Origin of the sequence: Cyanobium sp. Cruz CV13-4-11, from assembly GCF_024346055.1 — a bacterium.
In the GTDB taxonomy this organism is placed as follows: domain Bacteria; phylum Cyanobacteriota; class Cyanobacteriia; order PCC-6307; family Cyanobiaceae; genus Cyanobium.
The window spans coordinates 86,669-110,928 of the sequence record NZ_JAGQCH010000008.1 but is presented as its reverse complement, the minus strand read 5'-3'; the positions used below and the strand labels follow the sequence as shown (position 1 = coordinate 110,928).

Genomic DNA, 24,260 nt, shown 5'->3' with positions numbered 1-24,260 from the left:
GCTCAGTCATGGAAAAGGCCTGCCAATGCAGGCCTCGCCAGCCTCTCAGCTTCAGACCGGGCGGATGGGACGCTTTTCGATCACCTTGTCGATGAGGCCGTAGGCCATCGCTTCGGCCGGAGACATGAAGAAGTCGCGATCGGTGTCGATCTGGATCTGCTCGAGATCCCGTCCGGTGCGGCTGGCCAGCTCCCGGTTGAGCTTGTTCTTGAGGTAGAGGATCTCATCGGCCTGGATGCGGATGTCGCTGGCCTGGCCACGGGCCCCACCCAGGGGCTGGTGGATCATGATCCGGGAATGGGCCAGGCTGCTGCGCTTGCCCTTGGCTCCGGCGCAGAGAAGAAAGGCCCCCATGCTGGCCGCGAGGCCCACACAGACGGTCTGCACATCGGGTTTGATGTGCTGCATGGTGTCGAAGATGCCGAGGCCGTCGTAGACCGAACCGCCCGGAGAATTGACGTAGAGGAAAATATCCTTCTCAGGATCTTCCGCCTCCAGAAACAGCAGCTGGGCCACCACACGGTTGGCGGATTCCGCAGTCACCGGTTCCCCGAGGAAGATGATCCTCTCCCGCAGCAGGCGGGAATAGATGTCAAAGGCTCTTTCACCGCGACCCGACTCCTCGATGACGATCGGGATCATGGGCTCCAGACAGACGATTGAAACAATCCTACCCAGCCGCCGATCGGGTCGAGTGCCTGCAGCGCTATGGTCGCAGCACCGAAGAATCCAACAGCGTGAGCGCTGCTCTCACCGTCGCCGACAGCAAGCGGGCCTTCCATGGCGCCTTCCCCCACGTCATCGGTCCCCTCTACCGGCGCATGGTCGACGAATTACTGGTGGAGCTCCACCTGCTGAGCCGCCAGAAAGGCTTCCAGAGTGATCCCCTCTTCGCCGTTGGTCTCGTTCAGGTGTTCGACGGCTTCGCCCGCGGCTACCGGCCCGAGGACCAGAAGGCCCCCCTGTTTGAGGCCCTGTGCGCCTCCTCCGGGTATGACGGCCCTGATCTGCGCCGCCAATGCGTCGAGGCCCTGGCCGCCATGGGGCGCCACAGCCAGCAGGAGGTGCGTCAGTGGATCGAAGCCCAGGGGGAAGGGGCACCGGCGCCGGTGGCCACGGCCATGGCCAGCATCCGCCGGCCGGATTTCCACTACTCACGCCTGATGGCCGTCGGCCTGCTCGCTTTGCTGGAGCAAGCCCTCGCCGACGACGCCATGGAACCCCAGGCCCTGCGCCAGCTCGCCCACGACATCGGCTTCTCGATCGGCCTGCTGCGGGACCGTCTCGACAAGGACCTCTCTCTCTACGCCAGCAACCTCGAGAAGATGTCCATGGCCGTCGAGCTGATGGAGGAAACGGTGGCCGCCGAGCGGCGCCGGCGCGAGCGGCAGGAGATTACGGGATCACCCGAAGGCGTCCCCTCAGCCAGCTGACCCCACCGGCGCCAGGGGCGGCCTCCATCGCCAGCTGGTCGGCGCGACGCACCAGATCGGGCAGCGGTTCGGGCAGCAGGCCCAGCTGATCCAGGCCCTGGGGGCGCACCCGCAGCCACAGCGAGCCTGAGCCGGGCGCCTGTACACCAGTGGTGGTCATGGTCTGCCAACGGGACGGCACCGGACCGAGAAACAACAGAAGCTGGGCTTGGGGCCCGCTCTCCCCGATCCAGCGCCACCCCCCCAGAACCACCCCATCCTCCCGGCGCCAGGTGGCCGCCAGTGCCTGGGACGGCGGACTGGCGCCAGGCACGTCCTGCAGGGCCTGGGCCTGCAGGGAACGGGCCAGGCCGAGCAACAGCTCTCGCCAGGCCTGGTGGTCGGGCCCGACCGCCACCTGGAGCTCGAGCGAAGCCTGGAAGGGGCCACTGGCCTGGGGCTGGAGCCGCAGACGGAACGGGGAACGGCGCAGCAGGGCCAGGCCCTTGGTGTCGATGCCGTAGCGCGCGGCAAGGGGATCCCGGATCAGCTGCCGCGACAGCAACCCGCGGAACAGCTGCTCCAGGGAGGATCCCTGGAGTTCCAGCAGCAGGTCGCTCGGAAGGGGCGGCAGGCTGGAGGCCGCACCGTCGGTGGCACGGACGGATCGGGCCGTACCCGCCGCCGCGGCACGGTCGGTGGCTTCGCCCCGCCAGCGCAGCTCGGAGGACTCCAGCGAGAGGGAGAGGGAGAGGCATCCCTCCTGGTAGGCCTCCAGCAGCGGGGCCAGCGGCCCCACCAGGGCGCCAAGACCGGAAGCGTTCCAGAACACCCCCTGACCGCTCTCCAGCCTGGGGAGGCAGGCGCTGTACAGCCCGCGCCCGGCCCGCTGATCGGGCCGCAACTGATCCTGGAGCAGGCGCCGTGAGAGGGGATCCGGCGCCACCACCAGCAGATTCCCCACCCGCAGGCCATTGGCGGGCAGGGGGCGCTGGGAGCCGGTGTTGTCCTGGACGGCCAGGTAGGCCCCTGCTTCGGCATGGGGGCCCCAGAACTGCCACCAGGTGCGGCGCTGCTCCCGCCACAGCCGGTTGGCCGGGGCGACGCCGAAGCGCTCACGCCAGAGGGCCGGCACGGGCCGATCCGGACTGGCGGCAAAGCTCTGCAGCAGGCTGCTCGCCGCCATGAGCTGCTCGAGCCCCTGGGCCCTGGGCCTGGGCCAGCGCCACAGGGCCAGGCCGGGCAGCAGCAGCAGCACCAGGAGCGTGGCCGCGGTGGCCGGCAGCGGCAGCCGTGGCAGCGGCAGCCGTGGTAGGGCCGGTGCCACCAGAGAACGTCGCAGACGATCGAACGGACGGCTCATGCAAACGCCGACAGGGTTCGGCCTCGGTGGGTCATGGGCTGCCCCGGTGATCGCCGGGTCAAACCGCCATGGCTGAACCGGGACCAGCCATGGGCCTCAGGAGCGGGAGCGTCCTTCGGTGGAGCGACGGCGGCGGCGGTCACGCCATTCGACGGTGGACAAGTAGATGACGCCCGCGCTCACGAACAGGAGCAGGGCGGAGGCCAGACCCGCCAGCAGGGTGGTGGTGGGGAAGGCCAGATCAGAAACCGATGCTGTTGTCACCGTTGCGGCCCCACACCACCATGGCGATCGAGAAGGTGAAGATGGCCGCCAGGGCGGACCAACCAAGGGTGATCAGCATCGAGCCCGATTCAAGGATGATCGCATGTTACCTACGCTGGTGACCGGCAGGCGCTGAAGGCCCCATGGTCGTTGCTCCATCGAGAAGTCCCGCCCAGGCAGGGCAGCGCCTCCAGGAGCGCTATCCCAACGTGAACGTCATCGTTCTCGACGATGACGTCAACACGTTCCAGCACGTTGTGGAGGCCCTGGTGCGGCACCTCCCCGGCATGCAGCCCGATCAGGCCTGGACCCTGGCCCACCGGATCGATGGGGAGGGCTCGGCGGTGGTCTGGAGCGGTCCGCTGGAGCAGGGGGAGCTTTACCACCAGTTGCTCACCGCCGAGGGTCTGACCATGGCACCGCTGGGCCAGGGCTGAGGAACGGCCATGGCTCGGCTCGTGATCACCCACAGCACCTACGTGGAGGGGCTCATCCCGCTGTTGCGCCGGCTGGCCACCCTGCCGGGCATCGACACGATCACGCCGGCGGTGATCTCACGGGTGAGGGGCCGCAGCATCGGTTTGCGGCTGCGGGTGTCGAGCCCGATCACCGGAGGCCACAAGCTGCTGGCCCGCAGGGGCAGCACGGCTCAGGAGGTCTTTGTGGTCACGCGCCTGAGCCGGGACCAGCTGCAGGAGGCGCTGGATCAGCTGACGAACTGAGCAAGCTGGTGGGAGCGACCCGCTCGTAGACCGCCGGGGTGCAGAAGCGGCCATAGGCGCCGGCCTCCCGGAACCAACTCACCCCTTCCACCTCTTTCAGATCGTTGGGACGCAACCCCCAGCGTCGCTCGAGGTAGGCGGCCGCAGCATCCGCATCGAAGCGGGGTTGGCCCCAGGCCACAACCGCCAGGGCCAGGGCCCGAACCCGCACTGCACCGGCCGGACTCTCCTGGATGTCCTCCTCCAGCAGAAAGGTGCGGAAGTCGCCGTGGCTCTCCCCTTCCAGGGGGTACTTCTGCAGATACAGCGCCCGGGCACGGGGGAAGACGGGGCCCGGGGCGCGGGCCAGCAGGCGCTCGAACGACGACTGGAAGCTCGGAAGCTCGCTGATCACGGCGGCGGATGGACGTTCCACCAGCATGCCGGGCCGGGCGCCATCGGAAGGTGAAGAAAGGGGTGGACCGCCGTGCCGTCTTGCCCCAGTGTTCGACCTGGATGAACCAGGTGGGGAGTCAGGGGCGGGGCTTCGTTTCCGGCCGTGAGGCCGGTATACGTTGCCGTCGCTGAAGACTCCCCGCGTCGAAAGGGAGTCAGATCAGAAAACTGTGAAAGGCAGTCACCAACACAGCAGTCCGCAAGAACTCTAAGTGGCAGAACCGGGCAGCGGCCAGATGGCGCGCACCTGCGCCAGCCTGCGTTGTTTGTCCAGCTCACGCTCGGCGTCCGTGCGGCCCTCGAGCAGCAGGGTGAGGTGGCCCAGCTTGCGGCCGGCCCCGCCCCCCTGCTTGCCGTACCAGTGCAGGTGGGCGCCTGGGAGCGCCTCCAGGGCCTGGCGCCGCTCCAGCTGGTCGGCATCGCCACCCTCGGGAGCGAGCAGGTTGACCATCAAGGCACCGGGCACCACGGCGTCGGTGGCGCCCATCGGCAGTCCGGCGACGATGCGCACCTGCTGGGAGAACTGGCTGGTGCGGCAGGCCTCGATCGTCAGGTGGCCGGAGTTGTGGGTGCGGGGGGCCAGCTCGTTGACCTGCAGACCCGAGGGCCCGTAGAAGAACTCGATCGACAACACGCCCACGTAATCGAGGGCAGTAAGCAGGGAGACGGCCACGTTGCGGGCGAACACCTCGACCCGGTGATCCACCGGCGCGGGGAAGAGCACCCAGTCGCAGACGCGTCGGTGCTGGTGCGTCTGCACCAGGGGGTAGCAAGCCACCGTGCCGTGCCGGTCGCGGCAGGCCACCAACGCCAGCTCCTGCTCGAAACGCACCAGCTCCTCGAGAATCCAGTCGTCGGCGTCGACCCTGGCAAGCAGCTCCTCGAGCGCGGCCAGGTCGGCCAGGGGCACCGTGCCCCGGCCGTCGTAGCCCCCGCGGCTGGCCTTGGCCATCATCGGAAAATCGAAGCCCTCGGGAAGGCGGGGAGCCGCTGGGGACAGAGTGGGGCGTGGCTGGCTCACTGGCACGGTGGCCTGCCCCCCGTGCGCTGGACCGGGGGCAGCGGGCTGGAACACATCGGCCAGGGGAAACCAGCGCGGGGCCGGCAGGTGCAGGTCGCCCAGCAGTCGCCGCTGCCCCGCCTTGCTCACCAGGGGACGCAGCGCCTCGAGTCCCGGCAGGAACTGGAGAGCAGGACCCTCAAGCGGCTGCAGGGCCTCCAGGGGAATCCACTCGTTTTCAAAACTGATGGCGCTGCAGCGGCTGGCCAGCTCCCGGGTGGCGGCCACGTCATCGACGGCAGCCAGAACCACACTGGCCGCCTCGCGGCTGGCCGGATCGTCGGCGCCGGGGGTCTGCACATGCAGGGCGACGCCGAGGTCCCGGGCGGCCTGGGCCAGCATCCAGGCCAGCTGGCCGCCCCCCACGATGCCGATGGCCTCGATCGCAGCGGGTTCCGTCTGGGGATCGGTGTCAGGGATGGTCTGCACCCTGCAAGGTCGTTCGAACCGGGGACCAGCCTGCCACCAGGGCGTCAAGGCCCGGGCGGGTCCTCACTGCAGAGGGTTCTCGGCGGCGAAGGCATAGCGGACCAGGCTGAGCAGCAGCACGATCAGAAACAGGGCCAGGCCGACGGTGCAGGCGTAGCTGATCTCCAGCTCCGAAAAAGCCTGGTCGTAGACGTAGTAGACGATCGTGCGGGTGCTGTCGGCCGGCCCCCCCTGGGTCATCAGGTACACCTCCTCGAACACCTTGGTGGCCCCAATGGCCGAAATCACCGCCACCAGGGTGATGTAGGGCCTCAGTAGGGGCAGGGTGATATCCAGGTGGCGGCGCCAGCCCTCGCTGCCATCCAGGGCCGCCGCCTCGTAGAGATCGGCGGAGATCCCCTGCAGGCCGGCCACGAAGATGACCATGTAGTACCCGAGACCTTTCCAAAGGGTGACCAGCATCACCGAGGGCAGGGCCAGGGCGGTGGAGGTGAGAAAGCCGATCGGCGTGAAGCGTTCGGCCAGCAGGGCCCCAAGCCAGCCGTTGACCAGACCGTTCTCGGCGTAGAGCCAGCGGAAGGCGATCGCCGCCACCACCAGGGACACCAGCACCGGGGTGTAAAAGGCGCCGCGGAACCAGTGGATACCCGGCATCTGGCGGTTGACCAGCACCGCCAGGGCGAGGGCCCCGAGGACGATCGGTGGGACCACCCCCACCAGATACAGGAAGGTGGTGCCGGTCACCCGCAGCAGCATCGGATCGGCCAGCAGCCGGCGGAAGTTGGCCAGGCCCACGAAGGTGAGCGGTTCGCTCACATCCAGCCCCGTGCGGGTGAAGCTGATCACCAGGGCCATGGCCGCCGGGATCAGGACCGACACCGCCAGCAGCAGCAGGGCGGGGGCCAGAAACGCCCAGGCAGAGCGGCTGGGTGCCGGCGCAGTAGGGGTGGGTGGGGACATCGGTGCATCCTGCCGGACGTGGGGCGTTGCACAATCGGCAGGGAGGCTGGAGACCACCGATGCCGATCAATCCCCCATCCCGATGACGGCGAAACCGAAGCAGGTGCTGCGGGACGTCTTCGGCTATGACGCCTTCCGCGGCCCCCAGGCGGCCATCGTCTCGCACGTCTGCGCGGGGGGCTCGGCCCTGGTGCTGATGCCCACCGGAGGCGGGAAATCGCTCTGCTACCAGATCCCGGCCCTCTGCCGGCCGGGAACGGCGGTGGTGGTCTCGCCGCTGATCGCCCTGATGCAGGACCAGGTGGGCGCCCTGCGCCAGGCCGGCGTGCGGGCGGCCGCCCTGCATTCGGCCGAAAGCGCCGACGCGGCGGCGACCACCTGGCGGGAGCTCCAGGCCGGCCGGCTGGATCTGCTCTACGTGTCGCCGGAGCGGCTCCTGGGTGGTGATCTGATCGAGCGGCTCGCCGATCTGCCCCTCGCCCTGTTCGCCATTGACGAAGCCCACTGCGTCTCCCAGTGGGGGCACGATTTTCGGCCCGAGTACCTGCAGCTGGCGGTGCTCGCCGAGCGCTTCTCCGCCATTCCCCGCATCGCCCTGACGGCCACCGCCGATCCCCGCACCCGCTCCGAGATCGTGGCGCGCCTGGGCCTGGAGCAGGCGGCGGTGTTTCTCGCCAGCTTCGATCGGCCCAACATCCGCTATCTGCTGCGCGACAAAAGCGAACCCCGGCAGCAGCTGCTCGCGTTCCTCGACAGCCAGCGGGGGCACTCCGGCATCGTCTACGCCCGCTCCCGCAAGCGGGTGGAGGAGCACGCCGCCGCCCTCAAGGCCGCTGGCCACGACGCCCTCCCGTACCACGCTGGACTCTCGCCGGAGCGGCGCAGCGCCGCCCTGGAACGGTTTCGCCTCGGCAGCGGCGTGGTCGTGGTGGCCACCATCGCCTTCGGCATGGGCATTGACAAGCCGGACGTGCGCTTCGTCGCCCATGTGGACCTGCCCAAGAGCCTGGAGGCCTATTACCAGGAAACGGGCCGGGCGGGCCGGGATGGCCTGCCGGCCATCGCCTGGATGGTGCATGGCTCCGGGGATGTGCCGCCGTTGCGTCGCTTCATCGACGAGTCCGATGCCGATCCGGCCCAGAAGCGGATCGAGCACGGCCGCCTCGACGCCCTGATCGGCTTTGCCGAGGCCTCCAGCTGCCGCCGCCGGATCCTGCTCAGCTACCTGGGCGAAGCGGACAGCAGCGACTGCGGCAACTGCGACGTCTGCCTGGAGCCGAACCAGGGCGTGGACGTGACCGAGCCGGCCCGCAAGGCCCTGTCGGCTGTGTACCGGACCGGGGGGCGTTTCGGCGCCGCCCACCTGGTGGACGTTCTGCTGGGAGGCGAGACGGCCCGGATCCAGAGCCTTGGCCACGACCAGCTGGGGGTGCATGGCATCGGCAAGGAACTGGACCGGGGCCAGTGGCGCAGCCTGTTCCGCCAGCTCAGCGCCAGGGGGTTCCTTGTGCCCGCCGCCGATGGCCATGGGGGCCTGCAGTTCGGTGATGACGCCCTGGTGAGACCCCTGCTGCGCGGCGAGACGCGACTGGAGATCCGACTGCCGCCGGCGGCGAAGGAGCGTCGCGGTGCGGCGGCCGGGGCTGGGGCCGGAGGGGCGCCGACTGGCGGTGCGGACAACGTCGATGCGGGACTGGTGGCGGCCCTGAAGGCCTGGCGGCTGGAGCAGGCCCGCCAGCAGGGCCTACCGCCCTACGTGGTCTTCCATGACCGCACCCTGATCGCCATCGCCGAGCGCCGTCCCACCGCCCTTGAAGACCTGGCCGGCATCACCGGCATCGGCAAGGCCAAGCTCGCCAGCTATGGCGAGGCGGTGCTGGCCGTGGTCGGGAGCCAGACCGCACCGGCCTAGCCTCAGCCCACCCTTGACGCCCCGTCCGTGCCACAGGACCACCGCACCATCACGGTGTCCCTGGCCGCCGATCCCTATCAGATCCTGATCGGTGAGGGCCTGCTCGGCCGCCTGGGTTCCTTCCTGGTCGAGCGCGGCTTCCAGAGCGGCACCCGGGTGCTGGTGGTGACCAACCCGGAGGTGCGGGGATTTCATGGTGCTGAAGCGCTGACAGGTCTTGAGTCAAGCGGCTTCGCCGTGCGGACCCTGGTACTGGAGGCCGGGGAAGAGCGCAAGACACCGGCCACCGTGGCCGCCATCCATGACGCCGCCTTCGCGCATCGCCTGGAGCGGGGCTCCCTGATCGTCGCCCTGGGGGGCGGCGTGGTGGGGGACATGGCTGGCTTCGCCGCCGCCACCTGGCTGCGGGGCATCGCTGTGGTGCAGGTGCCCACCACCCTGCTGGCGATGGTGGATGCCGCCATCGGAGGCAAGACGGGGGTGAACCATCCGGGGGGGAAGAACCTGATCGGCGCCTTCCACCAACCGAAACTGGTTCTGATCGACCCTCAGGTACTGGCCACCCTGCCGGAGCGGGAGTTCCGCGCCGGCATGGCCGAGGTGATCAAGTACGCCGTCATCGGTGATGACCAACTCTTCAACGACCTGGAGCAGGCCGCCGTGCGGGATCCCCAGGGCGCCCTGGCCAGCCGCGAAGCCATCGGGCCCGAGCTGCTGCAACGTTTGCTCGAGCGCTCCGCCGCCGCCAAGGCCCGGGTGGTGGCCGCCGACGAACGGGAAGGGGGTCTGCGGGCCATCCTCAACTACGGCCACACCCTGGGCCATGCGGTGGAGAACCTCAGCGGCTACGGCACCTGGCTGCACGGGGAAGCGGTGGGCCTGGGCATGGTGGCCGCCGGTGCTATCGCCGTGGCGATGGGGCTCTGGAGCCAGGCGGATCAGGACCGGCAGCGCCGGCTGGTGGCGGCCGCCGGACTGCCCATGGGCTGGCCGGCCCTCGATCCCGAGGCCGTGCTGACCTCCCTGCAGGCCGACAAGAAGGTGCGCCAGGGCAAGGTGCGCTTCGTGCTGCCCACCGGCGTGGGATCGGTCACGATCCGCGACGATGTCGATCCCGCCACGATCAGGGCCGCCCTCGCGGTCGCCGCTTCGAACGTGGTTGTTCGCTGACAGGAAAGGCGCAGACTCCCCAGATCGGTGACCATCACCGGAAGGTTTTTATTTCCCACGGCCCATGAGCAGTCGTCGCAGCCGGTTCACCACCTTTCTGAGCCAGCCCCTGCGACGACTCGGCGCCCTGGCCAGGACCATCGGGCTCGGGGGCCGCCAGGAGACGGCCGAGCCCCAGCCATCTCCCTCCCAGGCTCCCTCCCCATCGCCATCTTCGCCGGCCCCCCCCGCCGCCAGCCCCGCCTTGGCGCCGCCGAGCGGCGACGGTGGAGAGTCCTCCTGGGTGGCTTTCCTGCCCCGTGATCCCCAGTGGTCCCAGGTGCGCTGGTCGATCAACCCGGCCGACAGAAGCCGGGCCCAGGCCGATGGCGCCACCCAGCTGTGCTTGCGTGTCGCCGACGTGACCGGACTCGATGGTGGCTCCAGCCATCCCCACACCCTCCAGGAAGTGGTGGTCGAAAGCCAGGCCACCGAGTGGTACCTGCCGGTGCCCCTGTCTGGCCGCGACTACAGGGTGGAGCTGGGCTTCCGCAAGGGCGGCAGCGGGGGCTGGATTTCCTTGGCGTTCTCCGCCACGGCCCACGTTCCGGTTCTGGACAGCCCGGCCATCAGCGTGCCCGACCCCTTCGTCGCCTTCTCGATGCCTCCGGCGGTCGAAGGCACGTCCGCCCCGCCGACCAGGGAGATCATCAACGACCTGCACGAGCGGCTCTACCAGAGCGCCACCAGCCCCTGGCGCCGCCTTGGCCGCGGTTCCGAGGCCTTCCATGAGATCGATTCCGGCGCCGGCCTGCAGGGCGGCGGCGACTACTCGGCCTCGGGTGCGGGCCCCTGGGCCTCCGGCCGCAGCGGCTCCGGCATCGGCGGTGTGGCCGCTCGCCAACGCTCTTTCTGGCTGGTGGCCGACGCGGAATTGATTGTCTACGGGGCCACCGATCCCTCCGCCCGCCTGACCATCGGCGGTGAGGAGATTCCCCTGTCTTCGGATGGAACCTTCCGGCTCCAGGTTCCCTTCCGGGATGGTCAGCAGCTCTATCCGATCGAGGCCCTGGCCGCCGATGGGGAGCAGAAGCGCGGCATCACCATGGAGTTCCGCCGCACGACCCCCCACGCCAATGTCAACCCCCAGGAGGACGCCCAGTCGGAATGGTTCTGAGCCTCGTCAATGGCTCTGCCGCACTTGATCTGGAGATGTAAGCGGAAGGCCGCCGATCAGACCGATGGCTGGCTGAGAAACAGGGGCGCTGGCTGAGGCCTCGAAGACGGTCCCGATTCCGCTGGGCCCCGGTGGAAGGCCAACCAGCGGAAGTCACCCAAACCGGCGGGATCCACCAGCCGAAGCAGGTTTTCACGCCGTTGCAGGAGCTCCCCCAACCGGGACATGGGTTGCTGCTGCAGCCCATGCAGGCGTTGGGCCAGACCAAGCGCCAGCAGGGCCTCTCCCTGCCGGCAGCCGCCCAGGGGCTGCCAGGCGGCGGCCCGGGCCGCCGCCTCCAGGGTCTCGAGACAGAGATGGGCCGTCAGGTCCCACAAACCCGGCTCCCGCAGCGGGTCGCCGCTGGCCCGCTGGTGCCGGTAGGCCATCAGGGTGCCGGCGGAGCGCTGGGGCGCGTAATAGCGACGGGCCTCATGGGCGTAATCGATCACCAGCAACCACCCTTCGCTCAGCGCTTCGCCGCAGACGGCCAGCCAGGGTTCCAGGCCGGGATGGAGCTCGGTGCACCAGCCCGGCGGGCGGCTCCCATCCAGGGGCAGGAGGCCGAGGCCCTCCAGTTGGCTGAGCACGGGCCCATGCAGTGGCTCCGCGGCCTCCAGGCTCAGGCTGTCTCCCCTCAGAACGACCCGCTGGCGACACCACTGGTCGTCCCGGCGCTCGATGCGCTCGATGGCCAGGGCATCGAGCACTTCGTGGGCCAGCACCACGCCTTGCCGTGGGGCCCTGGCAAAGGTTTCAAAATCGATCCATCGCACCGGCAACGGGCAGGCACGGAGGCGCTGCCGTTGCCGCTGGGCCATGCCGGCATTCGGCTCCACCAGCACCAGTTCGGTGCGCCCGGCCAGCCCGGGCCAGCCGGCATAGAGCGCCTCGGCCAGCTGCTGGGCCAGCTGGCCCTCCCCTGGACCGGTCTCCACCAGGGCCAGGGGGGCGTCAGCCGGAAGCCGGGCCAGCCACTGGGCCAGCTGGGGGGCAAGTAACTCGGCGAACTCCGGCCCCAGGGAGGGGGCGGTGGCGAAGTCCCCCCGAGGGCCGATCGCCAGCCGGCCACTCCCGTAGGCACCATGATCCGGATCATGCAAGACCCACTGCATGTAGTCGAGGAACGGCACCGACCCACCGGAGGCCTGCAGTCGCTGGCTGAGCCACTCAGGAACAGCCGGGGAGCCGGAATGGGGGGTCTGCACGCGGCGTCAGGGTGACTCGGTGAGAATGCTGACCGATGGGAGCAAGAGCGATGGCGTTGGCGACAGCAGCAGACACGGGAACGAGGCGGGATTGCCCTGAAAGCGGCTCGCGCGGTGGGTTGGCAAGGCGGCTGGGGGCCTTACTGGCCACCCTCACCCTGGTGTTGGCCACCTGGCTGTTGCCGGGCCTGGGGGCAGCCGCCTACGCCGCAGACAACCCCCAGCTGCTGCCCGATCACCCCACCCCGGTGATCGACCTGGCCAAAGCCCTCACCGATGGCGAACGGGGGCAGCTGGAGGCCGAGCTGGAGAGCTTCGAGGCCACCAGTGGCTGGAAGCTGCGGGTCCTGACCCAGTACGAACGCACCCCCGGCCTGGCCGTCAAAGGGTTCTGGGACCTGGACGAGCGCAGCCTGCTGCTGGTCGCCGATCCCCGTGGCGGCAACCTGCTCAACTTCAACGTGGGCGAGGCCCTGTTCGCCCTGATGCCTCGCACCTTCTGGGTGGAACTCCAGACCCGCTATGGCAACCAGTTCTACGTCCGTGACCACGGCGAGGACGGCTCGATCCTGTCGGCCATCCATGCCGTGAAGGGGTGCCTGGCCATCGGTGGTTGCCAGGTGGTGCCGGGCTTGCCCCAGGAGCAGTGGATTCTCACCCTCTGCACGTCGATCCTCGGGGGCCTGATCGTGGGATTCGCCGCCTTCCCACGTCAGGAGGGCCGCCGGGTGGAATGGACCTGGGTGCTGCTGCTGTCGCCCCTCTGGGTGATCCTGTTCGTGGCTCTGGGCATGGGCCCGATCATCACCCGCACCAACGACGTGCTGCCGTTGCTGCGCAACGTGCTGGGGTTCCTGGGGGCGTCGGTGCTGGCCTATCTGATTGCCCAGAAAACCCTGGGAGGCGTGCGCCTTCAGGGCAAGGGCGAGGGCGATGCCTGAAGGCTAGGGGGCCTTGGAGGCTCCGCCGCCCACCCGCTCCAGCTGGCAAGAGAGGCTGGCATCGCTGCAGGCAGGAGGCACCTGGCGAATCGCCACGTCTTCCCAGACGGCGGCGGATTCGTTGCGCAGCAGGGCCAGGTTCTGCTCGTAGAAGCGGCGCAGATCGTTGAGACGCTTGACGGGCTGCCCGTAGAAGCTGCGACCGGCCAGGGTGGGGAAGGAGGCCCATTCAGGGGCCAGACGGGCCGCCAGATCGGGGGTCAGCTCACCGCGATCGGCCAGGTGCAGGGCGCCCCGGCGCTGGACCAGTAACAGGGCCGCCTGGTCCTGGGACTCGGGGCCGAAATCAGGCATGCCCAGGGCCCGGGTCACCATGTCCCAGGTGAAGGGCATGAACTGGTAGGCACCAGCCGCCGCACTGGCGTAGCGGGCCGTGCGCATCACCCGGTTGGGGTGGCGATCAAGCGAATCGAACAGGCTGCCCCCGAAGAGGATGCGGTAACCGACCTCATGGCCGTTGGCCCAGGTGCCTTCGGCGTAGCGGATGGTGTTGAGCAGGGCCCGGCGCTCCGGCGTGATGGCGAAGACGCGGGGAGCGGCCGGCAGGGGAGTCAACATCGCCACCCGGGCGGGGGCCACACGGGCCTCGGGACCCAGCTGCCAGGCTCTGGAAGTGTCGGCGGCACTGACGGGCCCGGCCAAGCCAAGGCTGAGGCCGGCGAAGGCGAGGACCAGGTGACGGCGCTGAAGGTTCGGCAAGAGAAACGGTCGTGAAGGACAAGTGGGGGAAGAATCCGTTAAAGGGATAACGGAACAAATCCGACGTGATGTGCTTGGTGTGACCGGGTCTTCAGGAGAACAACATCAGGAAGAACCAGTGATCCCGTGGCAAGGGTAGAAAAATCCTGCACCGAGACTTGGCGGTAATTTGCCGATGAATGCCTCGAAACGATTCGGTGTTAGTGACGGTCGAACAACTGTCTACTGTTATCAAGAATGACGCTTTGCATTCGAGTTACAGCCAGGCACTGAAGTTTTTCGGCTCCGATGAACAGATGATCAAATCCTGAAGGCAGACCCCATAGGCAGTGCTGATCGTCCATCCAGCAGCGAAACAATCGCCCGCGCGGCAGTGGGTGCCCCATCCACGGGCAGGGGGCCGTGTCTGGGGGGCTCCAGGGCCTGATCCAGCTGCCAGTCGCCCCGGCGGAAGGCCTCCTGGCTCAGCAGCCGGTGCCAGCCGTGGTTGCGCAGGTCCTCCTCCAGCACCGGCGCTTCGGCAAATCCGGTGCGGTGCACCAGGTGAATCCCCACCCCCTGGCTGAAGGCCTCACAGAAGCTGCTGTAGCCGGGCTTCGTGATCAGCCGTCCTGTCAGGGGCATCAGATCGAGGGGACGCACGCCCGCCGGTAGACAACGGCCATTGGGCACCGTGGCCAGCAGCGGCTCCGGACCGATGAACACATGCTCGGGCCAGCGGGCCAGCAGGTCCGGGTCGATGGCCATGCCAAGGCCCCCGAAGCTCACCAGCACCACCCGCTCCCGATCCGGCGGCAGGGCCAGTTCGCGGGCCAGCCGCTCCACGTCCTGGCGGGGCCTGGAACTCGTCAGGCCCAGCTTCACTTCTGGCAGACCCCAGTCCATCGGCAGGGAGAGGGGGCAATGGAGCAGCAGGTCCCCCTGGGCATACAGCTGCCGGTGGCGTTCTGCCCAGGCCTGGAAGGGGGGGCCCATGGGGGCGTGGATCGTGTCCCAGCCGAAGCTGGCCAGCCACACCAGCGGCACCTGCAGCCGTCGGGCCAGCAGGGCCGCCGAAGGGGGCACATCCGCCAGCACCAACACCGGCTGATGCTGGGCCTCCAGCCAGCGGGCTTCGCGCTCGACCAGCTCGGGCAGGTCAACCTCCAGGGCCTGGAGCGCCGCCAGGGTGGCGGCGGGGTCGGCCCCCAGGGCATCCGCCTGGATCACCCCCACATCCCAGCGACAGGGGCGATGCTCAAAGGGAACCTCACCCAGGGAGAGCGTCAGGAACGCTTCGGGCAGTCCGGTGGAGAGCACCAGACGCCAGTCGGGCTTCAGGGCAGCCAGTTCGCAGAGCACCGACGCCGTGCGGGAGCCGTGGCCGAAGCCATGGCTGCTGATGCAGGCGTAAATCAGCAAGGGCTCAGCACGCCCGCTGCCGGCAGTGCCGCTCTCCAGAGCGTCTGCTCGTAGTGGAGAGCGCCATCGATGCCGTACCAGCGGTGGCTGATGTGGCGCAGGTCGCCGTCGGCGAACACGACCCAGCTGAAGTGGCGCAGGGCCCGCCCCTGCTGATCCACCCCGTGACGGGGAACGGAGGCGGTATTAAGGAAAGCGGTGCCGTGGGCGTCGCGACGGAAGCTGAGCCGCTCGCCCTGGTGGTGGCAAAGGGCGTGGTGCATGTGGCCGAAGATGACCAGGGGCAGGGGGCGGCGGCGGCGGATCTGATCCACCGCCAGGGCCAGATCCTGGTCGCCCCAGTCGCAGGCGGGGGCCTTCCAGTCCCGGCCGCAGAGGTCGTCCACCTGGGTGCCCAGGCCACTGGGGCCGGAATGGGCCAGCAGCACCAGGGGCAGCTGGGGATCGGCCGCCAGGGCCGCCCGGCTGATGCGTTCGGCAGACTCCTGCAGGCCCACAGGCCCATAGACGGCCCTGACGGCCTTGGAGAGGTGGTAGCCGCCGCCGGCGGTCCCGGGACGGGCCCCCACCACGGCCAGCCCAGGGGGACGCAGTTCCCTGAGGCCCCAGCCGCAGTGCCGGTCACCCAGCAGCTCGAGCTGATGGCGCAGGGTGCGGCCACTGCCGTCCTTGCCCGCATCATGGTTGCCGAGCACGCAGGCCACAGGCAGCTCCAACGTGGCCAGCCGCTCAGGGATGCGGGACTTGCCGTCGCTGAAATCTCCCACCAGCAGCAGGGCGTCCGGACGGATCCGTTCCAGGACGTCGTGGTCACTGCGATCCCACTGATCGTGCAGATCCCCGGCGATGGCGATGTTCAGCTCAGCCAATACCAACCGCTTCCTAGACTCGGATCATCGTGCATGGGAAGGGGCAACGGTTGGTCTTCACGCAGACGCTGACCCAGGCACCGCTCCACAATGGGTGGCTAGCGGGCGACGCTGCAGAACGGTCCCCCGCAGATCCCGGAGCGGTCCCACCCCGCCATCAGCTGATCGCCGGCATCGAGACGCTGAAAAAGGAGCGTAACGCCATCGTTCTGGCCCACTACTACCAGGACGACAGCATCCAGGATTGCGCCGATTTCATCGGTGATTCCCTCGAGCTCTCCCGCAAGGCGGCCAGCACCGAGGCCGAGGTGATCGTTTTCTGCGGCGTTCACTTCATGGCCGAGACCGCCAAGATCCTCAACCCCGGCAAGACCGTGCTGCTGCCCGACCTGGAGGCGGGATGCAGCCTCGCCGATGCCTGTCCGGCCGACGCCTTCGCCGACTTCCGCCGCCGGCACCCGGGCCACTTCGTGGTGAGCTATATCAACTGTTCAGCGGCGGTGAAGGCCCAGAGTGACCTGATCTGCACCAGCAGCAATGCCGTGCATCTGGTCCAGCAGCTGCCGGCCGATCGACCGATCCTGTTCGCCCCCGACCAGAACCTGGGCCGCTGGGTCGCCCGCGAAAGCGGGCGGGAGCTGACCCTCTGGCCGGGTAGCTGCATCGTCCATGAAACCTTCAGCGAGCAGGCCCTGCTGCAGCTCCGCCTGGAGCACCCCGAAGCCGAGGTGATCGCCCATCCGGAGTGTCAGCAGCATCTGCTGGATCTGGCCGACTTCATCGGTTCCACCAGCAAGCTCCTGCAGCGCACCGAGACCAGTGCGGCCCCCGCCTTCATCGTGCTCACGGAGCCGGGCATCCTGCATCAGATGCGCCGCCGCTCCCCCGGCAAGACCCTCTATGAGGTTCCGGGTGCCGATGGCTGCAGCTGCAACGCCTGCCCCTACATGCGGCTGAACACGCTCGAAAAGCTGTGGCAGTGCCTGCACACCATGGCCCCGGCCCTCGAACTCGACGAGGAGATCCGCGGGCGGGCCCTGGTGCCGATCGAGCGCATGCTGGCGATGAGTGCCTGAGGCAAGAGCGCTGGCGCTGGGGACTCCCCTGGCTCAATAGCTGTAATTGGCCACGAACAGCGAGGCGGCATCGTCCGAGGGTTCGGAGCCGGCCACATAGGCCCCGCGGGCGGCCGCGCCGTTGGCACGGGCACGGGCCAGCAGGGCCGCCTGGCCAGCCGCGGTATCGGTTCCTCGCCAGTGGCTGAGGCAGGAGTGCTGCAGGGCCCGGCCGTAGGAGAACCCCAGGTGCCAGGGCGCGTCCGGGGCGGCATGGTGAATGGCCGAGAGATACACGCTGGCGTCCTCCTCCCCCAGGCCGCCCGAGAGAAAGAGGATCGCCGGCACCGCCGGGGGCACGCTGCGCCGCAGGGTGCGAACGGTGAAGGCAGCCACCTGTTCGGGGCTGGGACGCTCGTCGCCGTCGGCACCGGGAAGGGTCATCGACGGTTTGAGCAGGGTGCCCTCCAGAAACACCCCGTTCTGGCCCAGGGCCTCGTAGACGCTGCGCAGCACCCACTCCTGCACCGCTGCCGTGGTGAGGATGTCGTGGTCGCCGTCCATCAGGATCTCCGGCTCCACGATCGGCACCAGCCCCTCCTCCTGGGCCGTGCGGGCATAGCGGGCCAGCCCCCAGGCGTTCTCGCGCACGCACAACTCCGAGGGACAGCCTTCGGCACTGATGCGCAGCACCGCCCGCCATTTGGCAAAGCGGGCGCCCCGGGCGTAGGCGCGGGCCGCCCGCTCCCGCAGCCCCCGCAATCCGGTGCACCAGGTCTCGCCGGCCAGGCCGCCCGCCAGGGGTTCCACTCCCAGATCCAGCTTGATCCCCGCCACCACCCCCTGGGCCTGGAAGAGATCGAGGATCGATCCGGCCGGCTGGCCCGGCAGGGCGGCGGCGTCCTGAAACAGGGTCTCCTCGTAGAGGATCACGCCGCTGATGGCTTCGCCGAGGCCGGGGGCGGTGGCCAGCAGGGTGCGGTAAGCACGGCGGTTGTCCTCGCTGTTCTCCAGGCCGATCGCCTCGAAGCGCTTGCCGATGGTGCCGGTGGACTCATCCGCCGCCAGCAGACCGGTGCCCGGCCGGGCCAGGGCCATCGCGGTGGCCTCCAGTTCCTCGCGATAGGTGTCGAGTGCCATGGAGCCGCAGACCATCACTGCCCCATGGCTAGGGGGAAGCGCCCTCGCCGTCAACGGGGCAGGTTCGCCAGGATGCCGGCAGCTTTCGCCGTCGGCGCCGTCTGGGCCTGCGCACACCATGGTCCTGCCGGGCGACGGCCTGATCCAGCTCACCCCTGAGGGGCTGTACTGTCCAGCCGCGGATGCCTGGATCGATCCCTGGCGGCCGGTGAGCCGGGCCCTGATCACCCATGGCCACGCCGACCATGCCCGGCCGGGATGTGGCGAATACTGGGCGGTGGCCACGGGCGAGGGCGTGCTGCGGCAGCGGCTTGGAGCCAGCATTGCCCTGACAGCGGTGGGCTACGGGGAGGAGCGGAGCCTCGGCGGGGCGCGGGTGTCGTTCCATTCCGCCGGACACGTGCTGGGCTCGGCCCAGATCCGGATCACCGCCGGCGACGAAACCTGGCTGATCAGTGGCGACTACAAGCGGGATGCCGACCCCAGCTGCGCCCCCTTCGAAGCGGTGGCCGCCGACGTGCTGATCACCGAGGCCACCTTCGGGCTGCCGATCTACCGCTGGCGCCCCGGCCGGCAGGTGGCCGCCGAGATCCTGGCCTGGTGGCGGCAGGCCCCCCAACGCCCCTCACTGCTGTTCGCCTATGCCTTCGGCAAGGCCCAGCGGCTGCTGGCGGAACTGGCCGCGCTGGGGGTGGAGGAGGAGGTGCTGTTGCACGGGGCGGTGCAGGCCCTGATGGCTCCTTACACGAGCGTAGGGGTGGTGCTGCCTCCGACGCGGCCGCTGAGTGAGCTCCCCCGCAGCGAATCGCTGGCGGGGCGCCTGGTGATCGCACCGCCCTCGGCCCACCGCTCCCCCTGGATGAAGCGGTTCGTCACTCCCCAGACGGCCTTCGTCAGCGGCTGGATGGCGGTGCGCGGGGCGAGGCGGCGGCGGGGCTTCGAGCGCGGCTTCGCCCTCAGCGACCACGCCGATTGGGATGGCCTGCTGCGCACCGTGGTGGACTCTGGCGCCCGGCAGGTGTACGTGACCCACGGCAACAGCGACGGCCTGGCCCGCTTCCTGCGGGAGGAGCAGGGCCTGGCGGCGGAACCCCTGGGGCGGGCCTTCGAGGGGCAACGCAGCGACGAGGGGGAGGCTGCGTCCTGAGGCGGTCGACCTGTGTCCAGGTGCAGGCCAAGGACCGAGACTGGCCGTTCAGCTGGGACTGCCTCGATGCTGTTCAACGTCAAAGAACGCCTGCAGTCGCTGCGGATGGTCGCCAGCCTCGCCGCCTTCCTGAAGAACCCCACGGAACTCGACAGTGTCTTCGGTCTGGCGCGCAGCCTCCAGGGCAGCCCCCTGGCGAACCAGATGCAGCGGCATCTGCTGGAGATCCCAGCCATGGCCGCCCTGGTGGCGGAGGGCTGGGCCACAGCTACGCCGAACAACTGCAGCGTCTGAATCTGACACCTGAGAGCCTGATCGATCCCAGTCCGATCACCACGCCGGCGGAGTCCATCACCCACCGGCTGCGGGAAACCCACGACATCGTCCACGTGCTCACCGGCTTCGGCATCGACGGCCCCGGGGAGCTGGGGCTGCAGGCCTTCAACCTGGCCCAGGTGCGTTCCCCCCTGGCGGTGCTGCTGATCTTCGGCGGCCTGCTCAGCACCCTTCAGGACGACGAACCCCTCGAACCGCTGCTGCGCGCCCTGGCCCGCGGCTTCGAGATGGGGCTGGCGGCCCGCTGCCTGATCAGCGTCAAGCTCGAGGAAGGCTGGGAGCGCCCCGTGGCCGACTGGCGACGGGAGCTGGGACTGCCGGAGGCGCCGCTGGTCTGAGCCTATGCAGGCCTTTGCCGACCTGATTCAGCAGCTGGAGCGCGCCGCCGGCACCCGGGGGCGGGTGGCCGCGCTGGCGGACCATCTTGGGGCGGTGGAGCCGGCCGATGCTGCCTGGGCCCTGGCCCTGCTGCTGGGCAAGCGGCGGCGGCGGTTGATCACCGGCCGAAGGCTGCGGCAGATCTGCCTGGAACGTTCGGGGCTACCCGAGTGGTTGTTCGATTCCTGCCACGCCCAGGTGGGGGATTCGGCGGAGACCATCGCCCTGTTGCTCCCCCAGCTGGCCCTGCCGCCGGCAACGCCCCTGGAGCTGCCCCTGGCCGAATGGATGGATTCGCGGCTGCCGGCCCTGGCCGCTCTGGAGGGGGAGGCGCAGGCGCAGGCGGTGCTGACGATCTGGGCCGCCCTGCCCGACGGCCAGTGCTTCCTGTTCAACAAACTGCTCACCGGCGGCTTCCGGGTGGGGGTGGCCGCGGGCCTGGTCATCCGGGCGCTGGCCCAGGTGTCCGGCCTGGAGGAGGCGGAGCTGGCCCACCGGCTGATGGGCGGTTTCGAGCCCTCCCCAGAGGCGATGGAAGCCCTGCTGGCGCCCCTGGCGGCCGGGGTGGCCGCCCCGATCAGCCGTCCCTACCCCTTCTGCCTGGCCTCCCCCCTGGAGACGGAACGCCTGGAGGCCACCGACCCCGCCGGCTGGCAGGTGGAGTGGAAATGGGACGGAATCCGGGCCCAGCTGATCCGGCGCAACGGCCAGACCTTTCTCTGGAGCCGCGGCGAGGAACTGATCAATGCCAGCTTCCCCGATCTGGATGGGATGGCCGAGGGGCTGCCCCAGGGCACGGTGCTGGATGGGGAGCTCACCGTCTGGCCGGCAGAAGCGAGCCAGCCCGCCGGCTTCGGACCCCTGCAGCGGCGGCTGGGTCGGCAGAAGCCCGGCGCCGCCCTGCTGCGGGAGTGCCCGGCGGCCTTCGTCGCCTACGACCTGCTGGAAAGGGGAGGCCAGGACCTGCGCCCCGCCCCCCTGTTCCAGCGCCGCGCCGCCCTGGAGGATCTGCTGCGGGGGCTGCCTGAGGCGGTTCCCACCCCCGCCGCCGGGCTCCTGCGCCTCTCCCCGGTGCTGCCGCTGGGGAGCTGGGAGGAGCTCGAAACCCTGCGGCAGCAGGCCCGCTTTGTGGGCGCCGAAGGGCTGATGCTGAAGGCGCTCGATTCGTCCTATGGCGTCGGCCGGCGCCGCGGGCTGTGGTGGAAGCACAAGCTGGAGCCGATGGAGCTCGATGCGGTGCTGCTCTACGCCCAGGCCGGCAGCGGCCGCCGCGCCAACCTGTACACCGATTACACCTTCGGCCTCTGGGATGGCGAGGGCCGTCTGGTGACCTTCGCCAAGGCCTATTCGGGGCTTGACGACAGCGAGATCACGGAGCTGGACCGCTGGATCCGCCGCCACACCACCGAGCGCTTCGGTCCGGTACGGGCCGTCGAGCCCTTGCAGGTCTTCACCCTGGGCTTCGAGGGCCTGCAACGCTCCAGCCGTCACCGCAGTGGCCTGGCCGTGCGCTTCCCCCGCATCCTGCGCTGGCGTCGTGATCGCACCCCCGAATCGGCCGACAGTCTCAGCAGCGCCCAGGCCCTGCTGGAGGATCCAGCCGCTGCTCCGCGATTGGCTTCTCAGTGATCGGCTTCTCAGCGATCGGCTGATCAGCGATAAACCGTGCGGCCATCACCGGGCAGCAGCACCGGGGTGGCCGGGTCAATGCGCCGGCCGAGGCTGAGCTCCGGTGGGCCGGGATCGTCTCCCTGCTCCCAGCGCTCCAGGGAGAGCACGCGGCCCTCCTCCCCCTCGTAATCCCCGAAGCGACAGCCCTGCATGCGTCGGTTCATCACCCGGGCGGCGGCGCTTACCGAGGCCCGGCCCGTTTCCTTCAGGTGATAGAGCTGGCCGCGACAGCGCAGGTGATCGGGGAAGTCGGCGGTCAGACCCTCCAGCTCCGAGGCCGGGGCGTCCTCCAGCCAGCTCACCTCCAGCCAATCGTCCTCGCAGACGCTGAGCCAGCGGCCATCGCCGCCGTCGCGCAGCAGGTATTCCAGCCACTGGAAGCCGCCGTCGTCGTAGAGGAGCCGGTCCTCCACCACCCAGTCACGGCCGTCGTACTGGACGATGTCGCCGGTGGTCAGGGTGAACAGGGTGCGGCCCAGCAGTTTGGGTGCCTGACGCCGCAGCCGTGAGCGCCGCAGCAGCAGCAGGGCAACGGCTGCCAGCAGCAGCAGGGGCAGAAGAAGCCAGACAGCCATCGGTGCGCAGGGGCCGGACCATCACGGCCGGCTGGCTCAGCTTATGGAGGCTGGTGGACCGACTCGGCGAAAGGCGCTGATCAATTCTCCCGCCAGCGGCCCTGGCGCTGGTAGTCGGCCAGCACCGGCCGGTGAAGGCGGTTAGGCAACACCCGCTCCCCCGGCGGCAGGGCCAGATCCCGGCTCAGGGGAAAGAGCCGGTCCAGCTGTCCCTGGTCGATCCAGCGGCCCTGGAAGGGCAGCTCAGCCTGTGCCGGTGGCTTCCGGTCCCGGTGGGCCAGCACGAATCCCCACGGGCCGAAGCTGGGCACGTCCACGCCGTAGGGCCGGGTGGTCAGGTTCAACTCGCCCAGGGTGGCCTGGATCGAGGCCAGCACCTTGGGGCTGAAGAACGGCGTCGAGGCCTGGGTGACCAGCATCCCGTCGGGGGCCAGACGCCGCAGCAGGCGCCCATAGAAGGTGACGCTGTACAGGCGGGCCAGCGGCGGCGTGGCCGGGTCGGGGAAGTCGGCAATGATCACGTCGTAGCGGCCCCGCAGCTGCCGCACCCTCTCGAAGGCATCGCCGATGACGAGCTGCACCCGCCCGTCCTCCAGGCTGGCGCCGTTGAGGCGCCGCAGAAACGGCTGCTCCTTCGCCAGGCGCACCATCTCCGGGTCGAGCTCCACCACATCCACCTGCCGCACCGCGGGCCAGCGCAGCACCTCCCGCAGGGCCAGGCCATCGCCGGCCCCCAGCAGCAACACCCGCTGCGGCCGGCCCTGCAGCGCCATCGCCGGATGCACCAGGGCCTCGTGGTAGCGGTACTCGTCGAGGCTCGAGAACTGCAGCTGGCCGTCAAGGAACAGCCGCAGGTCGTCGCGGCGGCGGGTGAGCACGATGCGCTGGTGGCGGCTCTGGAGACGGCTCACCACCGGATCGTCGTAGAGGCCATCCTCGATCCGGTCGCCGAGGGGAACGAGTCCCCAGCCGGCCAGGGCGATCACAGGGAAAGCCACGGCGATCGCGCGGCGCCAGCGGCCCCCCACCGGGAAAACAACAGCGATGGCCACGCAACTGGCCAACGGCACCAAAGCCAGCAGGCCGGCGGTGGGCAGGAGGCCCAGCCAGGGCAGCAACACCAGGGGGAACAGCAGGGCCCCCACCAGAGCCCCCAGGTAATCGAGGGCCAGCACCCGGGCCAGGGCCACCCGGAGCTGCTGACCGCACTCCAGCAACCGGGTCAGCAGCGGCACCTCCATCCCACCGAGCACCCCCACCAGCACGGTGCAGACCACCAGGCCCAGCCACACCGGCCCGCCCACCCGGAAGAGGGCGAACAGGGCCAGGGGCGCCAGCAGGCACAGGGGAGCCAGGGCCAGTTCCACGGCCAGAAACCACTGCAGCAAGGCGAAGCCGGGCTCGGGGCCAACGGCCAGGAACTGGCTCAGCCAGGCCCCCAGGCCCATGGCGGCGAGGAACGTGCCAATCACCACGCCGGTGGCCAGGGCATGGTTGCCCAGCAGGTAACTGGCCTGGGTGGCCAGCATCAGCTCCAGCACGAGGCTGACGCTGGAGGACAGGGCCGCCGCCGCCAGCAGCACCCGCACCTGCAGGGGTGTGAGGGCCGCAAAGCGCCGCGACGTCACTTGGCCGCGCCGGGACCGCGCCCCTGGAAGCCGGACCAGTCCTGGCGACGGGACGGGGCCGCCACCCATCGCCCGGCCCGGTAGCTGCCGCCGTAGCGCACACCGCTGCCGGCGGTGGGGGTGCCGTCCTGGCCGAGGCGCCAGAGGCCGGGGCGGGTCACGGCCGTGACGGTGCCGATGGCAACCGCCGCAACGGCCAGCAGCAGCAGCAGTCCCCGTTCGTCGGCCAT

General features: G+C 69.6%; 27 protein-coding genes and 1 other RNA gene. 12 read left to right on the top strand and 16 right to left on the bottom strand.

What is annotated here, in order from left to right; all coding sequences use genetic code 11:
- Positions 1-51: 51 nt before the first annotated feature.
- Entirely contained in the window at positions 52-642 is a 591-nt protein-coding gene (gene clpP / locus KBZ12_RS08355) for an ATP-dependent Clp endopeptidase proteolytic subunit ClpP (protein ID WP_254957459.1), read from the bottom strand.
- Positions 643-737: 95 nt separating this feature from the next.
- On the opposite strand from clpP, the gene psb29 reads away from it, so the two are divergent.
- Entirely contained in the window at positions 738-1,433 is a 696-nt protein-coding gene (gene psb29 / locus KBZ12_RS08350) for a photosystem II biogenesis protein Psp29 (protein WP_254957458.1), read from the top strand.
- On the opposite strand, the gene KBZ12_RS08345 is transcribed toward psb29, so the two are convergent.
- The 3 genes from KBZ12_RS08345 to petN all read right to left on the bottom strand — a co-directional run bounded on the left by KBZ12_RS08345 (position 1,396) and on the right by petN (position 3,118).
- Positions 1,396-2,775 carry a hypothetical protein gene (locus tag KBZ12_RS08345; RefSeq protein ID WP_254957457.1) on the bottom strand — a complete coding sequence of 460 codons (1,380 nt, stop codon included), beginning with the start codon at positions 2,773-2,775 and terminating at the stop codon, positions 1,396-1,398. The genes psb29 and KBZ12_RS08345 overlap by 38 nt on opposite strands.
- Before the next feature lie 96 nt (positions 2,776-2,871).
- Positions 2,872-3,039, bottom strand: coding sequence for a hypothetical protein (locus tag KBZ12_RS08340; protein ID WP_254957456.1), 168 nt, complete (start codon positions 3,037-3,039; stop codon positions 2,872-2,874).
- Positions 3,017-3,118, bottom strand: coding sequence for a cytochrome b6-f complex subunit PetN (petN, locus tag KBZ12_RS08335; protein ID WP_015108283.1), 102 nt, complete (start codon positions 3,116-3,118; stop codon positions 3,017-3,019). Before petN ends, KBZ12_RS08340 begins: the two co-directional genes overlap by 23 nt.
- 64 nt (positions 3,119-3,182) lie before the next feature.
- Here petN and clpS point away from each other — a divergent pair, with 64 nt between their 5' ends.
- Together clpS and KBZ12_RS08325 are read left to right on the top strand one after the other, a co-directional pair.
- Positions 3,183-3,476 carry an ATP-dependent Clp protease adapter ClpS gene (clpS, locus tag KBZ12_RS08330; protein WP_254957455.1) on the top strand — a complete coding sequence of 98 codons (294 nt, stop codon included), beginning with the start codon at positions 3,183-3,185 and terminating at the stop codon, positions 3,474-3,476.
- A 9-nt stretch (positions 3,477-3,485) separates the two neighbouring features.
- Positions 3,486-3,761, top strand: a complete 276-nt coding sequence (locus KBZ12_RS08325) for a DUF2103 domain-containing protein (protein ID WP_254957454.1) — start codon at positions 3,486-3,488, stop codon at positions 3,759-3,761.
- Here the strand turns inward: KBZ12_RS08325 and KBZ12_RS08320 are convergent.
- From KBZ12_RS08320 to KBZ12_RS08305, 4 genes are all read right to left on the bottom strand, one after another.
- Positions 3,706-4,176 carry a hypothetical protein gene (locus KBZ12_RS08320; RefSeq protein ID WP_254957453.1) on the bottom strand — a complete coding sequence of 157 codons (471 nt, stop codon included), beginning with the start codon at positions 4,174-4,176 and terminating at the stop codon, positions 3,706-3,708. The two genes, KBZ12_RS08325 and KBZ12_RS08320, sit on opposite strands and share 56 nt — an antisense overlap.
- 39 nt (positions 4,177-4,215) lie before the next feature.
- A non-coding RNA gene (gene ssrS / locus KBZ12_RS08315) (6S RNA) lies at positions 4,216-4,398 on the bottom strand.
- A gap of 6 nt (positions 4,399-4,404) precedes the next feature.
- Entirely contained in the window at positions 4,405-5,685 is a 1,281-nt protein-coding gene (locus KBZ12_RS08310; protein WP_315859286.1) for a 5-(carboxyamino)imidazole ribonucleotide synthase, read from the bottom strand.
- A gap of 63 nt (positions 5,686-5,748) precedes the next feature.
- On the bottom strand, positions 5,749-6,645 hold the full coding sequence (locus KBZ12_RS08305; protein WP_254957452.1) for a carbohydrate ABC transporter permease: 897 nt from the start codon (positions 6,643-6,645) through the stop codon (positions 5,749-5,751).
- 82 nt (positions 6,646-6,727) lie between these two features.
- Here KBZ12_RS08305 and recQ point away from each other — a divergent pair, with 82 nt between their 5' ends.
- From recQ to KBZ12_RS08290, 3 genes are all read left to right on the top strand, one after another.
- A complete protein-coding gene (gene recQ / locus KBZ12_RS08300) occupies positions 6,728-8,557 on the top strand; it encodes a DNA helicase RecQ (RefSeq protein ID WP_254957451.1) in 1,830 nt (609 codons plus the stop codon).
- Positions 8,558-8,584: 27 nt separating this feature from the next.
- Entirely contained in the window at positions 8,585-9,727 is a 1,143-nt protein-coding gene (gene aroB, locus KBZ12_RS08295) for a 3-dehydroquinate synthase (protein WP_254957450.1), read from the top strand.
- A gap of 64 nt (positions 9,728-9,791) precedes the next feature.
- Positions 9,792-10,883 carry a DUF4912 domain-containing protein gene (locus KBZ12_RS08290; RefSeq protein WP_254957449.1) on the top strand — a complete coding sequence of 364 codons (1,092 nt, stop codon included), beginning with the start codon at positions 9,792-9,794 and terminating at the stop codon, positions 10,881-10,883.
- 56 nt (positions 10,884-10,939) lie between these two features.
- Here the strand turns inward: KBZ12_RS08290 and KBZ12_RS08285 are convergent, their stop codons facing one another.
- Positions 10,940-12,130, bottom strand: coding sequence for an SAM-dependent methyltransferase (locus KBZ12_RS08285; protein ID WP_254957448.1), 1,191 nt, complete (start codon positions 12,128-12,130; stop codon positions 10,940-10,942).
- A 119-nt stretch (positions 12,131-12,249) separates the two neighbouring features.
- On the opposite strand from KBZ12_RS08285, the gene KBZ12_RS08280 reads away from it, so the two are divergent.
- Positions 12,250-13,071: a TPM domain-containing protein gene (locus KBZ12_RS08280; RefSeq protein ID WP_396100875.1), complete on the top strand. Its 822-nt coding sequence runs from the start codon at positions 12,250-12,252 to the stop codon at positions 13,069-13,071.
- 3 nt (positions 13,072-13,074) lie between these two features.
- On the opposite strand, the gene KBZ12_RS08275 is transcribed toward KBZ12_RS08280, so the two are convergent.
- The 3 genes from KBZ12_RS08275 to KBZ12_RS08265 form a co-directional block, all read right to left on the bottom strand.
- Positions 13,075-13,830 (bottom strand): glycoside hydrolase family 104 protein, encoded by a 756-nt coding sequence (locus KBZ12_RS08275; protein ID WP_254957447.1) that lies wholly within the window; start codon positions 13,828-13,830, stop codon positions 13,075-13,077.
- 300 nt (positions 13,831-14,130) lie between these two features.
- Positions 14,131-15,231: a hypothetical protein gene (locus KBZ12_RS08270; protein ID WP_254957446.1), complete on the bottom strand. Its 1,101-nt coding sequence runs from the start codon at positions 15,229-15,231 to the stop codon at positions 14,131-14,133.
- Positions 15,225-16,100 carry a TIGR04168 family protein gene (locus tag KBZ12_RS08265; RefSeq protein WP_254957445.1) on the bottom strand — a complete coding sequence of 292 codons (876 nt, stop codon included), beginning with the start codon at positions 16,098-16,100 and terminating at the stop codon, positions 15,225-15,227. Before KBZ12_RS08265 ends, KBZ12_RS08270 begins: the two co-directional genes overlap by 7 nt.
- A 161-nt stretch (positions 16,101-16,261) precedes the next feature.
- Between KBZ12_RS08265 and nadA the strand changes: the two genes are divergently transcribed.
- Positions 16,262-17,176 (top strand): quinolinate synthase NadA, encoded by a 915-nt coding sequence (gene nadA / locus KBZ12_RS08260; RefSeq protein ID WP_254957505.1) that lies wholly within the window; start codon positions 16,262-16,264, stop codon positions 17,174-17,176.
- A gap of 33 nt (positions 17,177-17,209) precedes the next feature.
- Here the strand turns inward: nadA and KBZ12_RS08255 are convergent, their stop codons facing one another.
- Positions 17,210-18,295 carry a class I fructose-bisphosphate aldolase gene (locus KBZ12_RS08255; protein WP_254957444.1) on the bottom strand — a complete coding sequence of 362 codons (1,086 nt, stop codon included), beginning with the start codon at positions 18,293-18,295 and terminating at the stop codon, positions 17,210-17,212.
- Between the two features lie 118 nt (positions 18,296-18,413).
- Between KBZ12_RS08255 and KBZ12_RS08250 the strand changes: the two genes are divergently transcribed.
- The 4 genes from KBZ12_RS08250 (at position 18,414) to KBZ12_RS08240 (ending at position 21,785) form a co-directional block, all read left to right on the top strand.
- Complete coding sequence (locus tag KBZ12_RS08250) at positions 18,414-19,442, top strand: ligase-associated DNA damage response exonuclease (protein WP_254957443.1); 1,029 nt, start codon at positions 18,414-18,416, stop codon at positions 19,440-19,442.
- A gap of 66 nt (positions 19,443-19,508) precedes the next feature.
- Positions 19,509-19,736 (top strand): hypothetical protein, encoded by a 228-nt coding sequence (locus tag KBZ12_RS18495; RefSeq protein ID WP_315859289.1) that lies wholly within the window; start codon positions 19,509-19,511, stop codon positions 19,734-19,736.
- Positions 19,700-20,116, top strand: a complete 417-nt coding sequence (locus KBZ12_RS08245) for a Coq4 family protein (RefSeq protein WP_315859288.1) — start codon at positions 19,700-19,702, stop codon at positions 20,114-20,116. The genes KBZ12_RS18495 and KBZ12_RS08245 overlap by 37 nt, the downstream gene beginning before the upstream one ends.
- 4 nt (positions 20,117-20,120) lie before the next feature.
- Positions 20,121-21,785 carry an ATP-dependent DNA ligase gene (locus KBZ12_RS08240; RefSeq protein ID WP_254957442.1) on the top strand — a complete coding sequence of 555 codons (1,665 nt, stop codon included), beginning with the start codon at positions 20,121-20,123 and terminating at the stop codon, positions 21,783-21,785.
- Between the two features lie 23 nt (positions 21,786-21,808).
- Here KBZ12_RS08240 and KBZ12_RS08235 read toward each other — a convergent pair whose 3' ends face one another.
- The 3 genes from KBZ12_RS08235 to KBZ12_RS08225 all read right to left on the bottom strand — a co-directional run bounded on the left by KBZ12_RS08235 (position 21,809) and on the right by KBZ12_RS08225 (position 24,260).
- Positions 21,809-22,402: a DUF4178 domain-containing protein gene (locus KBZ12_RS08235; protein ID WP_254957441.1), complete on the bottom strand. Its 594-nt coding sequence runs from the start codon at positions 22,400-22,402 to the stop codon at positions 21,809-21,811.
- 80 nt (positions 22,403-22,482) lie between these two features.
- Positions 22,483-24,030 (bottom strand): polyamine aminopropyltransferase, encoded by a 1,548-nt coding sequence (locus tag KBZ12_RS08230; RefSeq protein WP_254957440.1) that lies wholly within the window; start codon positions 24,028-24,030, stop codon positions 22,483-22,485.
- A complete protein-coding gene (locus KBZ12_RS08225) occupies positions 24,027-24,260 on the bottom strand; it encodes a hypothetical protein (protein WP_254957439.1) in 234 nt (77 codons plus the stop codon). The genes KBZ12_RS08230 and KBZ12_RS08225 overlap by 4 nt, the downstream gene beginning before the upstream one ends.